This is a genomic window from Geothrix terrae, assembly GCF_022808775.1.
In the GTDB taxonomy this organism is placed as follows: Bacteria; Acidobacteriota; Holophagae; order Holophagales; family Holophagaceae; genus Geothrix; species Geothrix terrae.
In genome coordinates this window covers 459,449-476,361 of sequence record NZ_JAKZLA010000002.1, presented here as the reverse complement: position 1 = coordinate 476,361, position 16,913 = coordinate 459,449, and the positions used below count along the sequence as shown (strand labels likewise).

Here is a 16,913-nt window from a genome sequence, read left to right as displayed (position 1 = left end):
TCCTTTGTTGAAGGGCCTAGTGGCTTCGACAGCTGGAGTGTGGAGCATTTTGGTTTGATCGAAATATCCATTATTGAAAGATTGACAAGACCATTTGCCGGCTGGATGTTGATCCTTCCGGGAGGCTGCGCATGAGCAAAACGCAAGGCGGTGTTCTGTTCCCTTCCCTCGCGCTCACGTCTCCGGGTTCAGAGCCTCTCTACCTGAGGCTATACAAACGGATCCGAGAAGCCATCCTGACGGGGGGCCTCAAACCCGGGACACGGCTGCCTTCCAGCCGGACCCTGGCCGCGGACCTGGGTGTCTCCCGGACCACCGCAGAAGAGGCCTTGGCCAAGCTGGAGGGAGAGGGTTTCCTTACCCGCAGGGTGGGTGACGGAACCTACGTCAGCGAGCACCTGCCGGCGACCTTCCGTCCCACCTCCGGCGCCACACCTCGCACCGGCGCGCCCGGACCTCGGCTGGGCCTCTCTGAACGTGGCACCTACCTGGCCGAGACTCGCGGGTGCGTCGAGCCTCTCGACTGCAGACCGTTCGCGGGCGGACACCCGGCTCCAGAGGCCTTTCCTTATGATCTCTGGCATCGCCTGCTGCTGCGCCGTTCCAGAACGAGCGGCCAGGCGCTTCTGGGTTACGGAGACCCTGCCGGGTACGGCCCCCTGCGCGAGGCCCTCTCGGAATACCTCATCAGCTCGCGCGGCGTGAGGTGCTCGCCCGAACAAGTGCTCATCCTCACGAGCTCCCAGCAGGCTCTGGACCTCGCCAGCAGGATGCTCCTGGACCCAGGGGACAAGGCCTGGATCGAAGATCCGGGATATCTCGGAGCCCGCGTCGCGCTGCAGAACGCAGGGGCGGATCTGGTACCCGTCCCCGTGGATGAGCAGGGCCTGGATGTGGAACAGGGGACCGCGCTGGCGCCCAGGGCAAAGCTGGCGTACGTCACGCCTTCCCACCAGTACCCCACGGGCCCGGCGCTCAGCCTGGAACGGCGCCTGGCGCTCCTCACGTGGGCGCGGCGGACCGGAAGCTGGATCATCGAGGACGACTACGACAGTGAATTCCGCTACACCGGAAGGCCCCATCCAGCCATTCAGGGTCTCGAGGCTGATGCCCCCGTGGTGTATGTCGGAACCCTCACCAAGGCGCTGTTCCCGAGCCTTCGACTCGCCTACGTCGTCGCGCCGCAGCGCATCGCCGAGGCCATGACCCGCGCTCGGTCCTTGCAGGACGGTCATTCCCCGTCCCTGAGCCAAGCCGTGCTCGCGGACTTCCTCCATGACGGCCACATCTCCACCCACTTAAGGAAAATGAAGAACCTTTACCAAGGGCGGAGGGCCATCCTTCTGGAAGCGCTCGCCGCCCGCACTTCCGGGAAACTCCGGGTGATGGAAGGAGAGGGCGGGTTCCACCTGACAGCCTTCCTCCCTCAAGGGTCCGACGACACCGCGCTTTCCAAAAAGGGCGAGAAGCTCGGGCTGGATCTGCCCACGCTCTCGCGCATGTATCTGAGAGAAAGGCCTGCCCATGGATTCGTCCTCGGCTTCGCCGCGTTGGCCCCCTCGCAGATCCTTCAAGGCGTCGCGGGATTGGCGAAAATTCTTCAATAGCTGAAGGTCGACTGGCCCCCCTTTCGCCGCCTCAGCCGCCGCCGGGGCTGCGTTCGGTCCTCCAGGAGGCCTGAGGGCCCGCTCCGCCTGAGGCCTGGATGGCCCATGGCGCGGCGAAAAATGCACGCAGGAGGTCCCCGGCACTGGCAGGCTCAGGGGAGCCACCTCTCTCCACAGGTCCCATGCCGCACCGCTTCGCGCCCATCGTCGACCACCACTCCCACGTGAGCCTTTATGCGGCCCTGCAAGGCTGCCTGGATCTCTCGGCCTGCGCCAGCCCGGCCACCGCGCTGCGCCTGATGCGGGCCCTGCCGGAGGGCTGGCTCTCCCTGGTCCGGGGCTGGCATAGCGGGCGCCTGCCCCTTTCGGAAGCCGACATCTCGGGCCTGCCGCCCCTGCTCCTGGTGAACTTCAGCCTCCACGGCCTGCGCCTCAGCCCTGGAGCCGCCGAGATGCTCCAGGACACGGACCCGGAGCTGGTGGCCCGCCACGGCGACCCCGCCTGGTGCGAGCGGAACCTGGATCGGCTCCTGGTCCTCTACGGCCGCACGGCGGGCCTCACGGCCGCCAAGCTGGAAGCCTGGATCCAGGGGCTCGAAGCCACGGGCACCGGGGCTGTGGAGGACCTGCTCCTCACGGGCGAGGCGGCCTGGCGGGTGATTCGGGCATCCCGCTGGGCGGATCGCATGCCCTGGTGGACGGTCCCGGCCCTCTTCGAGGCCCTGCCTTCTGAGGCCCAAGCCGAATGTGCAGGCTTGAAGGTCTTCACCGACGGGGCCCTGGGCGGCCGCACGGCGGCCCTGGCTGAGCCCTTCCTGGACGGGGCCCCGGGCCTCCTGCTTCACACCGACGAGGGCTTGCGGCAGGCCCTGGCCGCCCTCCATCCTCACGGCAAGGCCCTGGCCGTCCACGCCATCGGGGACCGGGCCATTGGCCAGGCGCTGGGGGCGTTGGAGGACCTGGACCGGCAGGGCCTCCGCTTTCCCCAGGTCCGTCTGGAGCACGTCCAGTTCATCACCGAGGCCCAGGCCCGCCGGGCCCGGGACCTGGGGCTGGTGCTCTCCATGCAGCCCAACTTCACCAGCGACAGCGTGGACTACGCCGACCGTCTGGGCCCGGACACGCTGGCGCGGAACAATCCCTTCCGGACGCTCATCGACCGGGTGGGGTTCCGGCCGGGCCGTGACCTGATCTTCGGCTCGGACGGCATGCCCCACGGCCTGGCCTACGCCGCCCAGTGGAGCCTCTTCCCACCCTTCGAGGGCCAGCGCCTGAGCCTGGAGGAGCTGCTGGCAGGCTACGGACTGGCGTCCGGAGATCTCCCCTGGCGCGAGATCCGGATCGACGAAGCGGCCCGGAGCGTCCAAATCCTCCCCTCGGGCTCCGTGGCCGGGCCCCGCCCTCCGATAGACTGATTCCATGCTCTCATCCCTCAGAATCCAGAACCTGGCCCTGGTGGAAGACCTGTCCCTGGACTGGGGGCCGGGCTTCACGGTGCTGACAGGCGAGACAGGGGCGGGCAAGTCCCTGCTGGTGGACGCGCTCTCGCTGCTGGTGGGCGCCCGCGGCGATGGGGAGCTGGTGCGCCATAGCGCGGAGCGGGCCACGGTGGAGGCCGTGGTGGAGGGCCGCTTCGAGGCCTGGCGGGCCTTCCTGGCCGAGCGGGGGCTGCCGGAGGAACAGCCGGTGGTGCTGCGCCGCGAAGTCGGACCGGGCCGGAGCCGGGCCTGGATCAACGGCGCCAGCTGCGCTCTGGCGGATCTGCGGGAGGCCGGCCGGCTCTGGATGCGCCTCACCAGCCAGCACGACCATCAGTCGCTGCTGGGCGAGGAGCGGCACCTGACGCTCATCGACGAGGTGCTCGGGATCGAACCGGGTCTGGAGGCGCAGGCCGTCGCCGTGCGGGAGGCCGAGGCGGCGCTGAAGGCCCGGCGCCGCAGCGAGGCGGAGCGGGAGCAGCGGCTGGAGCAGCTCGCGGAGGCCCTGGCCGACCTGGAGAAGTTGGCGCCGAAGCCCGGCGAGTGGACCCAGCTCAAGGCTGACCGCGAGCCCCTGCGGCATGCCGTCCACCTGGAACAGGCCTTCCGGGAGGCCGCCGAGGCCCTGGACGCGGGCATTCCCAAGGTGGAGCTGGCCCACAAGGCGCTGGTGCGCGCCGTGACCCACTGGCCGGACGCCGTGGCCGAGCAGGATCGCCTGCGCTCTGCGGTGCTGGAGTTGGAGGACCTCCTGGCCCTGGCCCAGGACCAGGCCCTGCGCTGGTCCCAGGCCGGCGCCGACCGCATCGAGGCCATGGAGGCCCGGCTCGCCCTCTACGAACGCCTGGCCCGCCGCCACCGCTGCGAGCCCGAAGATCTGGCCACGCGCCAGCAGGCCCTCAAGGACGAGCAGCGGGCCCTGCTGGCCGGCGATGTCTCCGTGAAGGAGCTGGAGAAGGCCCTGGTGAAGGCCGCGGAGGCCTACCGGCAGGTGGCCGAAGCGCTGCACGGCCGCCGGTCTGAAGCCATCCCGAAACTGGAAGCCGAGGTCCAGAAGCGGCTGGGTCGCCTGGGCATGAAGGGCGCGCGGCTCCAGCTGCGGCTGGCCCTCGCGGAGGAACCCGGCAGTCCGGTCCAGCAGAGCGGCCGGCCCGTGCGCGTGGCGGCGCAGGGCTTCTCGGCCCTGGCCATCTGGATCGAGCCGAACCCCGGCGAGGGCTTCCGCCCCCTGGCCAAGATCGCCTCCGGTGGCGAGTTGAGTCGCCTCATGCTGGCCCTGGTGGGTGCGGGCCTGGCTCTCGGAGCAGGCGTGAAAGACGGCCTCACCCTGGTGCTCGACGAGGTGGACGCGGGCCTCGGTGGCGAGACGGCCCTGGCCGTGGGCAAGGCCGTGGCGGAACTCGGGAAGGCCCACCAGGTGCTGGCGGTGACGCATCTGGCCCAGGTGGCGGCTCGGGCCGACCGGCACGGGCGCCTGCACAAGGAGACCGAGGGCGGCCGCACCCGCAGTGCCCTGGGCTGGGTGGCGGGCGAGACTCGAAACCGCGAGCTGGCCCGGCTCCTCTCGGGTCACCCCGACCGCCCCGAAGCCCTGGAGCACGCGAAGGTGCTGCTCGAAGGATGAAAAAGGGCCGCCCGGAGGCGGCCCTTTCCGTGGTTCGTTCCGACTACTTGACGCTCACATCGTCGACGACGAAGGAGGTCTGGAGGCTGCTGTCCTCCACGGAGTAGAAGCGCAGGCGGATGGTCTGGCCCTTGTAGGCGCTGAGGCTCAGCGACTTCTGGGTGTAGCCCGTGCCCTTGTCCAGGTTCGAGTAGGTGGCCAGGGTGGCCAGCACGGTGCCGGAGGTGTTGAGGACCTGCACCTTCATGGTGTCGTAGGCGGTGGTGGTGGTGGTCTCCGCCGTGTCGACGTGGAGCCAGAAGGTCAGGGTCCCGGTGGCGGTGCTGGGGATGGCGATCTGCTGGTAGATGTAGTCCGTGTGGGCAGAGCCGTAGCCGCACATCCAGGCATCGTAGGAACCGGTGTGGGCGGGCTCGCCGGTGTAGGTCCCGATGACGCCGGTGGTCTGGGTCCAGCTGGTGGCGCCGCTCTCGAAGCCGCCGTTCAGGACCAGCTCCGTGCCGGAGGTGCTGTTGGAGACGGAGAAGCTGACGGTGGTGCTGGTGCCCACGTTGCCGGCCGCGTCATAGGCCTTGGCGACCAGGTTGTGGGAACCGTTGGTCAGCGTGGTGCTGTCGAAGGACAGGGTCCAGGGGGTGGCCGTGTCGGTGCCCTTCAAGGCGCCATCGACGTAGAACTCCACCTTGGTGACGCCCACATTGTCGCTGGCGGTCGCGGTGAAGGTGATGGTTCCGGAGGTCCCGCTCTCGGTGACGCTGACGGTGGGGGCGGTGGTGTCCGTGCTGCTGGTCCAGGCGGCGCCCACGTTGATGCCGTGGAAGGCGTTCCACACGGCCTGCTCCTCGGCACCGCCGGCGCCGTAGAGGTCCTTGGCGGCGCTGATGGCGGCGCTGCGGGCCCCGGCGTAGTTCGTGCTGGAGGTCATGTAGACCGTCAGGGCGCGGAACCAGATGGCCGCGGCCTTGTCATTGCCGATGCCGGTCATGCCGTTGGGCAGGTAGGTGGTGCTGGTGTTGCCGCTGGTGGTGGCGCCCTGGCTGAGGAAGTAGAAGCAGCGGTTCATGGGGCCGCTGGAGTAGTGCACGTCCAGGCTGCCGATGGTGGAGGACCAGGCGTCGGGGCTGGAGCCGTCGAGGCTGGGCTTGTACATCCAGCGCAGGGGGTTGGTGGCCAGCTGCTCGCCGATGGTCCAGTTGCCGCCGGTGCTGCCGATGGTGGAACCCGATCCGCCGCGGGCGTAGAACTCGATCATGGTGCCGAAGATGTCCGAGTTCGACTCGTTCAGGCCGCCCGACTCGCCGGAGTAGGTGAGGTTGGCGGTGCGGGCGCAGACGCCGTGGCTCATCTCGTGGCCGGCCACGTCCAGGGCGGTGAGCGTGGTGAAGCTGGTGCCGTCGCCGTAGGTCATGCAGAAGCAGCTGTCGGACCAGAAGGCGTTGTCGTAGCCGTTGCCGATGTGGACTCGGCTGTAGGTGGCCGTGCCGGCGCCGTCGATGCCGTTGCGGCCGAAGACGTTCTTGTAGAAATCCCAGCTCTTGATCATGCCGAACATGGCGTCCACGGCCGCCGTCTCGCCGTTGGCGGCGGTGGTGGAGCCGCCTTCGACATAGTTGGCGCCGTCACCCCAGGTGTTGTCGGCGTCGGTGTAGAGCGTGCCCGTGGCCGTGCTGCTGGTGGAGGCGTGGGCCATGTTGGTGACCACGTTGTTGCCGAAGGAGCCGCCGCTGCCGCGGGTCATGTCCCGCAGCTCGTAGGTGCTGCCGGTGTAGTTCGTGGGCAGGGAGACCGTGCCGTTGTACTGGCTGTTGCCGGTGCCGGTGGCGGCGGTGGTGTGGAGGGTGTTCCAGGACTTCAGGATGGCGCCGTTGCGGGCGTCCACCAGGTAGTCGGTGTGCTTGATGCCGTCCTGGTCGTTCTCCAGCTCGGTGTGGACGTGGTAGGCCAGGGTGTAGCGGAGCACTTCGCGGGACACGTCCTCGGCGTTCAGGTCCGCGGCGGCGCGACCGGGGCGGACGACCTCGGCCATCTCGGGGTAGACCACCAGCTCGGTGGTCGGGGCGTAGGCATAGGCGCCCTTGGGGGCCAGGTCACTCTGGACGACGGCCAGGGCCTCCGCGGCGTCGAGGGAGGGAGTCACGTTCAGCTGGATGCCCTTGAGCAGGGCGTTCGTGAGGGGCAGCTCCGAGCCGTTCTTGGCGGTGTGGGTGATGACGTCGCCGCCCCACACCTTCACGCCCTTGTAGGTCTGCTGGAAGTGCGCATGGGACTGGCCGAGCTGGTCGGCATGGGCGCCGCGGAGCAGGAACGCGTGGTCCGCATTCAATCCCAGCTGCGCGCGGCTGGCCAGCAGGTGCTGGGCGGCCGCATCGGCGCGCGGGGAATCCTGCGGGAGCCGAGCGCTGAGGGAACCGGCGGCGAGGGCCGCGGTGAGGAAGGACAGGGCCATACGGCCCGTGGAGATCGCCATGAGGGCTCCTTGACTTGGGGGGGGGGAGAGAGGCCTGCCCGCTTCGCCGAAGCGAGGACGGAGGCTCGGTGGGGGGAAAGATCGGAAAGTCGGAACCAGAGTCCCTACCGCTCGTCAACCCCTCAAGTTAAGGCTTGTTAATTTTCTTGAGAATCATTTCTATTAAAAAATAGACGCTATAAAATAATTTATATCAATGGTTGATAATCAATCCATTGATCGTGTTTGATCATTTTGAGCCAAGGCCCCGAGGGGATCGCACCCTTCCGGAACCTCGGGATCGGATCCGGAGCTTACGGCCGCTTGGTGGATTTCTGGCGGACGCGCTTCGGGCCGACGCCTTTGCGGGGGGCCTGCTTGGCCGCCGGCCGGGGGCCTTCTTTTTTCTTGGGCTTGGGCCGGGCCTTCACCTTGTCCGCCCGCTGGGCCTGGAGGGACTCGTTGCTGCGGGAGGGCTTGAGGCCCTCGCCGGGATCGAGGATGCGGCGCACGGGGGCCACCTCGGCCTCCTCCCCCTCGCCCTTCTGCTTCTTCTGGACGCTGAGGCGCAGGGGCACCCCCGCCAGGCCGAACTGCTCCCGCAGCCGGTTCTCCAGGTAGCGCACGTAGCTGAAGTGGAGGCCGCGGTCCGTGTTGGCCTTCACCACGAAGCTGGGAGGCCGCACGCCCACCTGGGTCATGAAGTAGAGCTTGGGCAGCTTGCCGTCCACGGCGTGGGGGCTCATGGCCGCCACGGATTCGCGCAGGAAGCGGTTCAGCTCGCCCGTGGGGATGCGCCGGGCGTGGGCCTCGGCCAGCTCGTCGATCATGCCGAACAGCTTGGACACCCGCTGTCCGGTGAGCGCCGAGAGGAAGATCATGGGCGCGTGGTGCAGGAAGCCCAGGCTGCGGCGGAGGTCCTCCTCGGCACCGTAGATGGTGTGCGTGTCCTTCTCCACCAAGTCCCACTTGTTCACCACAAGGATGACGGCGGCGCCGGCCTCCTGCGCGTAGCCGGCGATGACGGCGTCCTGGTGGGTGGCGCCCTCCACGGCGTCCAGCAGCAGGAGGCTGACATCGGCCCGGGCCATGGCCTGCTTGGCCTTGAGGATGCTGAGCTTCTCGGCGCCCTCGTGGGTCTTGCCCTTCTTGCGGATCCCGGCCGTGTCGATCATCCGGTAGACCTTCCCCTTCACGTGGAAGACCGTGTCCACCGTGTCCCGCGTGGTGCCGGCCACCTCGCTCACGAGGCTGCGCTCATAGCCCAGCAGGCGGTTCGTGAGGGAGGACTTGCCGACGTTAGGGCGGCCGATGAGGGCGAAGCGCAGCTCGTCCGAGAGGTTGTGGATGGCCGCTTCCTCGGGGGTGCGGTGGAAGGGCAGCCGGGCGCGGATGGCGTCGATCAGCTCGGGAACGCCGGAGCCGTGGGCGGCCGAGATGGCCAGCACTTCGTCGAAGCCAAGGCCGTAGAAGCCGGCATCGGGAGCCCCGCCCTTCATGCCATCCAGCTTGTTGATGACCAGCAGGATGGGCTTGCCCTGGCGGCGGAGGCGTGCGGCGATCTCCTCATCCCCGGCAGTGAGGCCGTCGTGACCGTCCACCAGGAGGATGGCTACGTGAGCCTCGCCCAGGGCCGCTTCGGCCATGCGCGTGATGCCCTGGGTGATGACATCGTCGCCTTCGAAATCCAGGCCGCCGGTGTCCACCAGCTCGAAGACCTCCTCGCCCACCCCGTCGTCGTCGAGGCAGGTGACACGGCCGTAGCTGCGGTCCCGGGTCATGCCCGGCAGGTCGTGGACCAACGCCGCCCGGCTGCGGGTGAGCCGATTGAAGAGAGTGGACTTGCCCACATTGGGGCGTCCGCAGAGGGCGACGAGGGGCAGTTTCATATCTGTTCCAAGCCCTTCAGTCTATCGGTTCGGCCGGGAAAAGACAGGGACGGAATGGCAGCGGTCCCATCAATTCGCCGTAAGCTGGGGTGGATAAACCCGACGAGGTGCGTTGATGAAGAGGATTCTGACGGTATTCCTGGTCGTGGCGGGGCTGTTCACCGGAGCCTACTACTTCACGACAGGCCGTCTTCCGTGGGTGGCGCTCTCCCAGGAGGAGCAGCAGGTGATCGCCCTGGGAGAGGAGTTCCAGCGGGCCCGCCAGCAGTGGCAGGCGGCCGGTCGGACCCAGGCCCTGGGGGTGGATGCCTCCAGCCAGATCGAGGCCCCGCTGGCGACCTTGGATCGCCTCGACCAGGAACTGGCGGATCTGACGCCCCAGCTGAAGTCGACTGAAGCCAAGAACCGGGCCACGATCCTGAGGAGGGAGATCGCGGCGTTCAAGAGTGAGATGAGGTAGGGGGCCTCCCCAGGTCACGCCAAATCGCCGCTCTCCTCCCTTCGCGGCGAACCCACGCCATTACGGGCTCGATCATTCGACTGAAGCGGAGCGGAAGGAAAATAGGACGGCATGATCGCAGGTCATGGCCGCCCGGAGGGCGAGGGCGGAGCCCGAGTCCGCAACACGCTCCCCGTCGCCCTTCGGGCTTGCGTTTGCCGGTCTGGCCATCCCTGTTCCGGCCCTCCACTGGAGGGCCTCCACGACGGGCATGACCAGCCCACTCGACGCTGGATCCTGGCCGCGCATGCGCGGCCGGGGCGGGTTCGAGTCCCGTCGGCCCCGCCGTTCTCCCCTCTCTCGTGTCGACCCATTCGGTCACGGAGCTCGAACGCAACCGCGGCGCCCTTCGGGCTTGCGTTTGCCGGTCTGGCCTTCCCTGTTCCGGCCCTCCACTGGAGGGCCTCCACGACGGGCATGACCAGCCCACCCGACGCTGGATCCCGGCCGCGCATGCGCGGCCGGGGCGGGTTCGAGTCCCGTCGGCCCCGCCGTTCTCCCCTCTCTCGTGTCGACCCATTCGGTCACGGAGCTCGAACGCAGCCGCGGCGCCCTTCGGGCTTGCGTCTGCCGGTCTGGCCATCCCTGTTCCGGCCCTCCACTGGAGGGCCTCCACGACGGGATGACCAGCCCACTCGCGGGTCCGAGCCCCGTCAGCCCCAAACGCGAAAAAGCGCCCTGTTGGGCGCTTTTTGGCGGGGCTGACGGGGCTCGAACCCGCGACCTCCGGCGTGACAGGCCGGCACTCTAACCGACTGAGCTACAACCCCTTGCTTTTTCACCAGATGAATCTGGTGGGCGATGACGGGCTCGAACCGCCGACATGCTGCGTGTAAGGCAGCTGCTCTACCGACTGAGCTAATCGCCCGAATCGCCGAACCATGATGCTCACACAGGAGGCAGGAAGGGTCAAGGCCAAAGGTCTGCGTTGAGGGTTTCCTCCAGATCTGGTAAGGTTTTCAGACTTCCGTGCCAGGGGTTCCCGGGGACCTTTCGCTGGTGTCGGTGTGACCCTGGCCGATCCCTTCGGCCGTGGCCTTGGGACGTTTCTGGAGGGTGGCCTGTGGCGCTGCTGGAACTGGCGAATCTGACGCTCCGATCACCGGAAGGGGACGGCCCCGTCGCGCGCATCCTGGCTCAGATGCCGGATCCCATGCGCCCGGACCTGCCGGCCATCCTGTTCGTGATCGTCCTGCTCGTGGTGCTCTACATCTACCTCAAGGTGGTGTTCTTCAAGCCCATCACCCAGGTCATGGACGACCGGGAGCGGGACCTGAGCGCCGGCGGGGACGCCAAGGCCGAGGCCGCGGCGCAGCTGGAAGCCCGCCAGAAGGATTACCAGGGTCGCCTGAAGGATCTCCGCGCCCAGGCCTTCGAGCGGCGCAAGGCCCTGGCGGATGCCGCCGGCAAGGACAAGCAGCAGCTGCTTGACGAGGCCCGGACCAAGGCCCTGGCCGAGCGCCAATCGGCGGTGGCTGCCCTCAAGGCCCAGCAGGCCGAGGCCAAGCAGAACCTGCTGGCCCAGGTGGACGCCCTGTCCGAGACCATGGCCCAGACCCTCCTGAAGCAGGCCTGAGCATGAAGACGCTGACCCGACTCTCCCTCGCCGCTGCCCTGACGCTCAGCCCCCTTGGGCTGTCGGCCCAGGCCCATGACACCCATGCGGCCCCCGCCGCCGAGGCACACGAGGCGCCTGCGGCCGGCCACGGCGCCCAACCTGCGGCGCACGAAGCCCAGTCCCACGAAGCCCAGTCCACGGGGCACGAGGCCCAGCCCGCGGAAGGCCATGCGACGGAAGCGGCCGGACATGAGGCCGCCGGCCACGAGACCCATGGTGGCGCCCACCACGGCCCGGCCATGAAGCTCTTCGGCAAGGCCTACGGCAACCTGGGTGCCTTTCTCGTTCAGCTGTTGAACTTCGCCATCTACGCAGGGGCCCTCTTCTTCCTGCTGAAGGGTGCCCTGTCCGCCATGTTCAAGTCCCGCAAGGAGGAGCTGGAAACGATGCTAGCCCAGGCGGAGCGGGACAAGGCCGAGGGCGAGGCGCAGATGAAGGAAATGGAAGCCAAGATGGCCGGGCTCGAAGGCGAGCTGGCCGGCATCCTGGCCAAGGCCGAGACCGATGCCGAGTCCGAGAAGCAGCGCGTGCTGGAGGCGGCGAAAGCCGAGGCCGCCCAGATCCTGGCCCAGGCCCAAGCGGAGATCGGGTTCCAGAAGCGGCAGGCGGAGCAGGAGCTGCGCGCCCTCGTGGCCGAGCTGGCCGTCGAAGGCGCCGCCAAGCGCCTGGAGGCCAAGCTGGCGGGGCCTGACGCCGCCAAGACCATCGACCGCGCCATCCAGCAGATCGGCCAGCAGCCCGGGGGTGTCCAGTGAGCAACTGCCTGACCGCCCGGCGCTACGCCAAGGCCCTCCTCCAGATCGGCGACAAGCAGGGCAACGTGCCCCAGCTGCAGCAGGAGCTGGACACCGTGGCCGCCACCGTGGCCGCCAATGCCGACCTCACCCGCCTGGTGGCCTCGCCCCTGGTGCTGCCCATCAAGAAGGCCGAGGTCTTCGAGGCCATCCTCGCCAGCGCGAAGGTGAGCCAGACCCTCCGCCACTTCTTCAGGGTGGTGGCCGAGGCCGGACGCCTGAACCTGCTCGCGGACATCCACCGCACCTTCGCGGAGCAGGTGGACGAGCGGGCCGGCATCGTCGAGGCTCGGGTGTCCAGCGCCCAGCCCCTGAGTGAGGCCCAGTCCAAGGCCCTCGTCGCCTCCCTGGCCGCCCGCACCGGCAAGACCATCCGCCTCTCCTGGCAGCAGGACTCCGCCCTCCTCGGCGGCCTGAAGGTCCAGGTGGGCTCCACGGTCCTGGACGCCTCGCTCCAGGGCCAGCTCCGCCAGCTCAAGACCCAGCTTCTCTCGGCCTAAGTCACCCCGGCATCAACCCCTTCGCATCCACTCGCAGGTTTTGGAGGACTTCATGGACATCCGCGCGGAAGAGATCTCCCGCATCATCCGCAGCCAGATCGAGGGCTTCGACGCCCAGGTGGACGTGGCCGAAGTCGGCACCGTCATCAGCGTGGGCGACGGCATCGCCCGCGCCTACGGCCTCGAGAAGGCCATGGCCGGCGAGCTGCTGGAGCTGCCCCACGGCGTGATGGGCCTCGCCTTCAACCTGGAGGAGGACAACGTCGGCATCATCCTGCTGGGCGATGCCGCCGCCATCAAGGAAGGCGACACCGTCAAGCGCACCGGCAAGATCATGTCCGTGCCCGTGGGCCCCGCCTTCGTGGGCCGCGTGATCGACGCCCTGGGCAACCCCATCGATGGCAAGGGCCCCATCCAGGCCGTCCAGACCAACCCCATCGAGAGGATCGCCCCCGGCATCGTGGACCGCAAGAGCGTCCACGAACCCATGCAGACGGGCCTCAAGGCCATCGACAGCCTGATCCCCATCGGCCGCGGCCAGCGCGAGCTGATCATCGGCGACCGCCAGACCGGCAAGACCGCCGTGGCCGTGGACACGATCATCAACCAGAAGGACACGGGCGTCATCTGCATCTACGTCGCCATCGGCCAGAAGCGCTCCACCATCGCCCAGGTGGTGAAGACCCTGGAAGAGTACGACGCCATGAAGCACACCATCGTGGTGGCCGCCTCCGCTTCCGAGGCCGCCCCGCTGCTCTTCCTGGCCCCCATGACCGGCGCGGCCCTGGGCGAGTACTTCATGTGGCACGGCAAGGACGGCAAGCCGGCGGGCAAGGACAACCCCGGCGGCCATGTCCTCTGCATCTACGACGATCTCTCCAAGCAGGCCGCCGCCTACCGTGAGATCTCCCTGCTGGTGCGCCGTCCTCCCGGACGCGAGGCCTACCCCGGCGACGTGTTCTACCTCCACTCCCGCCTGCTGGAGCGCGCCTGCAAGCTCAGCGACGAGCGCGGCGCGGGCTCCCTGACCGCCCTGCCGGTCATCGAGACCCAGGCCGGTGACGTGTCCGCCTACATTCCGACCAACGTCATCTCCATCACGGATGGCCAGATCTTCCTCGAGAGCGACCTCTTCAACGCCGGCGTCCGTCCCGCCGTGAACGTGGGCATCTCCGTGAGCCGCGTGGGCGGGTCCGCCCAGGTGAAGGCCATGAAGTCCGTGGCCGGCACCATCAAGCTCGACCTCGCCCAGTACCGCGAGCTGGCGGCCTTCGCCCAGTTCGGCTCCGACCTGGACAAGGCCACCCTGGCCCAGCTCAACCGCGGCCAGCGGCTCGTGGAGATCCTGAAGCAGGGCCAGTACCAGCCCATGCCCGTGGAGAAGCAGGTCGTCAGCATCTGGGCCGCCACCAACGGCTACGTGGACGACCTGCCGGTGCCCCAGGTGCGGCGCTTCGAGAGCGAGTTCATGGCCTACCTCGACGTGAACGCTCCTGAGCTGCTCCGCGGCATCCGCGACACCAAGGCGCTGAGCGACGACGCCAAGACCCAGCTCAAGACCCAGGTGGCGACCTTCAAGGAGACCTTCGTGGCCTCCCTGAACCAGGCCGCGGGAGCCTAGTCCGATGGCCGGTCTCCAGGACATTCGCCGCCGCATCCGGTCGGTGAAGAACACCCAGCAGGTCACCAAGGCCATGAAGATGATTTCCGCGGTGAAGCTGCGGAAGTCCCAGGAACGCCTCGTGGCCCTGCGCCCCTACGCCGGGAAGATGATGGACGTCGTCCACCGTGTCGTGGGCCGCATCAAGGGTGATTCCGAGATCCAGCCGGGCCCCGCCGCCCAGGCCTTCCTGACCCCCCGCGAGGAGAAGCGCATCCGCGTGGTCCTCGTGGCCTCGGACAAGGGGCTCTGCGGCGGCTTCAACGCCAACGTGCTCAAGGCCGCCAGCGCCTTCGCGGCGGAAACCCAGGCCGAGATCGTGCACCTGGACGTGGTCGGCAAGCGCGCGGCCGAGTGGGCGCGCAAGCGCAAGCTGTCCGCCACCGGGGAATACCTGAACACCCCCCTCGCTGGCTTCCAGCGTGTGGTGACGGAGATCTCCGAAGGCGCCGCCGCCCAGTACCACGCGGGGGAGATCGACGCGCTCTACGTCATCTACAACTACTTCAACAGCCCCGTGGCCCAGACGCCCACGGTCTTCAAGGTCTTCCCCATGGAGCTGGACCGGCGCGCCGAGAGCCGCGAGGCCGCCGAGGTGCCCCACCTGCTCGAGCCGGATCCCAATGCGGTGCTGGAGACCCTGCTGCCCCGCTTCGTGGAGACGGAGCTGCTGCGCAATCTCCTGGAGAGCAGCGCCTCCGAGCATGGCGCCCGCATGGCGGCCATGGACAAGGCCAGCAACAACGCCGGTGAGATGATCGCCAAGCTGACGCTGACCATGAACAAGATCCGCCAGGCCAGCATCACCAACCAGATCATCGAGATCGTGTCGGGCGCCAACGCCTAGTCCATCTGCCCATTCCTTCGTCGAGGTTCCCATGTCCAACCAACTTCAAGGCCGCGTGATCGCCATCGTCGGTCCCGCCGTGGACGTCGAGTTCGACGCCCATCTGCCCGAGATCATGAACGCGCTGCACACCGAGATCGCCGGCGTCATGGTGACGCTGGAGGTGCAGCAGCACCTCGGCGAGAACCGCGTGCGCTGCGTCTCCATGCAGCCCACGGAAGGCATGATCCGCGGCCAGATCGTGACCGACACCGGCAAGGCCATCAACGTGCCCGTGGGCCCCGAGACCCTGGGCCGCATCATCAACGTGGTGGGCGACCCCGTGGACGAGCGCGGTCCCATCGGCCACAAGATGACCCTGCCCATCCACCGCGAGGCCCCCAAGTACGAGGAGCTGAACACCACCTCCGAGATGTTCGAGACGGGCATCAAGGTCATCGACCTGCTGGAACCCTACGCGAAGGGCGGCAAGACGGGTCTCTTCGGCGGCGCCGGCGTGGGCAAGACCGTGCTCATCATGGAGCTCATCAACAACATCGCCAAGGGCCACGGCGGCTACTCCGTGTTCGCGGGCGTGGGCGAGCGCACCCGCGAGGGCAACGACCTCTGGCACGAGATGATGGATTCCGGCGTCATCAACAAGGACGACCTCAGCAAGTCCAAGGTCGCGCTCATCTATGGCCAGATGACTGAACCCCCCGGAGCCCGTGCCCGCGTGGCGCTGACCGGCCTCACCGTCGCCGAGTACTTCCGCGACGTGGAGGGCAAGGACGTGCTGCTCTTCGTGGACAACATCTTCCGCTTCACCCAGGCCGGCGCCGAAGTGTCCGCGCTGCTGGGCCGCATGCCCTCCGCCGTGGGCTACCAGCCCACGCTGGCCACGGAGATGGGCGAGCTGCAGGAGCGCATCACCTCCACCAAGAAGGGCTCCATCACCTCCGTGCAGGCTGTCTACGTGCCCGCGGACGACTACACGGACCCCGCGCCCGCCACGACCTTCGCCCACCTGGACGCCACCACCAACCTCTCCCGTGAGATCGCGGCCCTGGGCATCTACCCCGCCGTGGATCCCCTGGCTTCCACCAGCCGCCTGCTGGATCCCCGCGTCCTCGGGGACCTGCACTACAACACCGCCATGCGCGTGAAGGCCATTCTGCAGAAGTACAAGGAGCTGCAGGACATCATCGCCATCCTGGGCATGGACGAGCTCTCCGACGACGACAAGCTCGTCGTGGCCCGCGCCCGCAAGATCCAGCGCTTCCTCAGCCAGCCCTTCCACGTGGCCGAGCAGTTCACGGGCATGCAGGGCAAGTACGTGAAGCTGGAGGACAGCATCAAGGGCTTCAGCGAGATCTGCGACGGCAAGTGGGATCACCTGCCCGAGCAGGCCTTCTACCTCGTCGGCACCATTGAGGAAGCCGTCGAGAAGGCCGAAAAACTGGCCGCTGTGTAGCCTTGTCTTTCTCCAACTCGGAATCTGCGCAAGCGGATTCCGAGCCTTGAAAAGAGCCTGCCATGTCCCAAACCATCAAACTGGAAGTGGTGACCCCGGAGCGGCCTGTCTTCTCGGCCGAGGTGGCCGAGGTGCAGTTCCCCACGGCTTCCCGCGGCTACTACGGCATCCTGCCGGGCCACACGCCCCTGATGACCGCGGTGGGTGACGGCCTGCTCTACTACGTGCAGGACGGCCAGAAGCACTGGTTGACGGTGTTCGGGGGCTTCGCGGAAGTGGGCCCCGATCGCGTCACCATCCTGGCCCGTGAGAGCGAGACCGTGGACATGATCGATCTGGAGCGCGTCGAGGCGGATCGTCAGCACGCCCTGAAGCTCCTCAAGGAGGCCCAGACCGAGCATGACCTGGCCTCCGCCCAGGCCGCCCTCGACGCCAGCCTCATCCGCCTCCAGGCCGCGGGTCACCCGGCCGGCCACGGATTCTGATCGCGTCTTCGCC

Annotated in this window: 13 protein-coding genes and 2 tRNA genes; 11 read left to right on the top strand and 4 right to left on the bottom strand. The window is 68.0% G+C overall.

The genetic code is table 11. The annotated features are described in order from the left end of the window. The first annotated feature begins 131 nt into the window (after nucleotides 1–131). The 3 genes from pdxR (at nucleotide 132) to MLE42_RS05225 (ending at nucleotide 4,709) form a co-directional block, all read left to right on the top strand. Nucleotides 132–1,607 carry a MocR-like pyridoxine biosynthesis transcription factor PdxR gene (gene pdxR, locus MLE42_RS05235; protein ID WP_275975711.1) on the top strand — a complete coding sequence of 492 codons (1,476 nt, stop codon included), beginning with the start codon at nucleotides 132–134 and terminating at the stop codon, nucleotides 1,605–1,607. Between the two features lie 182 nt (nucleotides 1,608–1,789). Beyond that, nucleotides 1,790–3,022, top strand: a complete 1,233-nt coding sequence (locus MLE42_RS05230; protein WP_243286819.1) for an amidohydrolase family protein — start codon at nucleotides 1,790–1,792, stop codon at nucleotides 3,020–3,022. Between the two features lie 4 nt (nucleotides 3,023–3,026). After that, nucleotides 3,027–4,709, top strand: a complete 1,683-nt coding sequence (locus MLE42_RS05225; RefSeq protein WP_243286818.1) for a DNA repair protein RecN — start codon at nucleotides 3,027–3,029, stop codon at nucleotides 4,707–4,709. Nucleotides 4,710–4,752: 43 nt separating this feature from the next. Here the strand turns inward: MLE42_RS05225 and MLE42_RS05220 are convergent, their stop codons facing one another. After that, the gene (locus MLE42_RS05220) at nucleotides 4,753–7,176 is read right to left on the bottom strand and encodes a M4 family metallopeptidase (RefSeq protein ID WP_243286817.1); all 2,424 of its coding nucleotides are present in this window, start codon (nucleotides 7,174–7,176) and stop codon (nucleotides 4,753–4,755) included. A gap of 293 nt (nucleotides 7,177–7,469) precedes the next feature. Beyond that, nucleotides 7,470–9,044, bottom strand: coding sequence for a ribosome biogenesis GTPase Der (gene der / locus MLE42_RS05215; RefSeq protein WP_243286816.1), 1,575 nt, complete (start codon nucleotides 9,042–9,044; stop codon nucleotides 7,470–7,472). A gap of 115 nt (nucleotides 9,045–9,159) precedes the next feature. On the opposite strand from der, the gene MLE42_RS05210 reads away from it, so the two are divergent. Next, nucleotides 9,160–9,504 (top strand): hypothetical protein, encoded by a 345-nt coding sequence (locus MLE42_RS05210; RefSeq protein WP_243286815.1) that lies wholly within the window; start codon nucleotides 9,160–9,162, stop codon nucleotides 9,502–9,504. Between the two features lie 732 nt (nucleotides 9,505–10,236). Here MLE42_RS05210 and MLE42_RS05205 read toward each other — a convergent pair. Both MLE42_RS05205 and MLE42_RS05200 read right to left on the bottom strand, forming a co-directional pair. After that, a tRNA-Asp gene (locus MLE42_RS05205) sits at nucleotides 10,237–10,313 on the bottom strand. 22 nt (nucleotides 10,314–10,335) lie between these two features. Further along, nucleotides 10,336–10,411 (bottom strand) — tRNA-Val (locus MLE42_RS05200). 195 nt (nucleotides 10,412–10,606) lie between these two features. Between MLE42_RS05200 and MLE42_RS05195 the strand changes: the two genes are divergently transcribed. From MLE42_RS05195 to atpC, 7 genes are all read left to right on the top strand, one after another. Continuing rightward, entirely contained in the window at nucleotides 10,607–11,119 is a 513-nt protein-coding gene (locus MLE42_RS05195) for an ATP synthase F0 subunit B (RefSeq protein ID WP_243286814.1), read from the top strand. A gap of 2 nt (nucleotides 11,120–11,121) precedes the next feature. Continuing rightward, the gene (locus MLE42_RS05190) at nucleotides 11,122–11,916 is read left to right on the top strand and encodes an ATP synthase F0 subunit B (protein WP_243286813.1); all 795 of its coding nucleotides are present in this window, start codon (nucleotides 11,122–11,124) and stop codon (nucleotides 11,914–11,916) included. Then, nucleotides 11,913–12,455 (top strand): ATP synthase F1 subunit delta, encoded by a 543-nt coding sequence (atpH, locus tag MLE42_RS05185; protein ID WP_243286812.1) that lies wholly within the window; start codon nucleotides 11,913–11,915, stop codon nucleotides 12,453–12,455. The genes MLE42_RS05190 and atpH overlap by 4 nt, the downstream gene beginning before the upstream one ends. A gap of 52 nt (nucleotides 12,456–12,507) precedes the next feature. Then, nucleotides 12,508–14,076, top strand: a complete 1,569-nt coding sequence (gene atpA, locus MLE42_RS05180) for a F0F1 ATP synthase subunit alpha (protein ID WP_243286811.1) — start codon at nucleotides 12,508–12,510, stop codon at nucleotides 14,074–14,076. 4 nt (nucleotides 14,077–14,080) lie between these two features. Further along, a complete protein-coding gene (gene atpG, locus MLE42_RS05175) occupies nucleotides 14,081–14,962 on the top strand; it encodes an ATP synthase F1 subunit gamma (RefSeq protein ID WP_243286810.1) in 882 nt (293 codons plus the stop codon). A 31-nt stretch (nucleotides 14,963–14,993) separates the two neighbouring features. After that, nucleotides 14,994–16,415 (top strand): F0F1 ATP synthase subunit beta, encoded by a 1,422-nt coding sequence (gene atpD, locus MLE42_RS05170; RefSeq protein ID WP_243286809.1) that lies wholly within the window; start codon nucleotides 14,994–14,996, stop codon nucleotides 16,413–16,415. Between the two features lie 62 nt (nucleotides 16,416–16,477). After that, complete coding sequence (gene atpC / locus MLE42_RS05165) at nucleotides 16,478–16,900, top strand: ATP synthase F1 subunit epsilon (protein ID WP_243286808.1); 423 nt, start codon at nucleotides 16,478–16,480, stop codon at nucleotides 16,898–16,900. Nucleotides 16,901–16,913 lie beyond the last annotated feature (13 nt).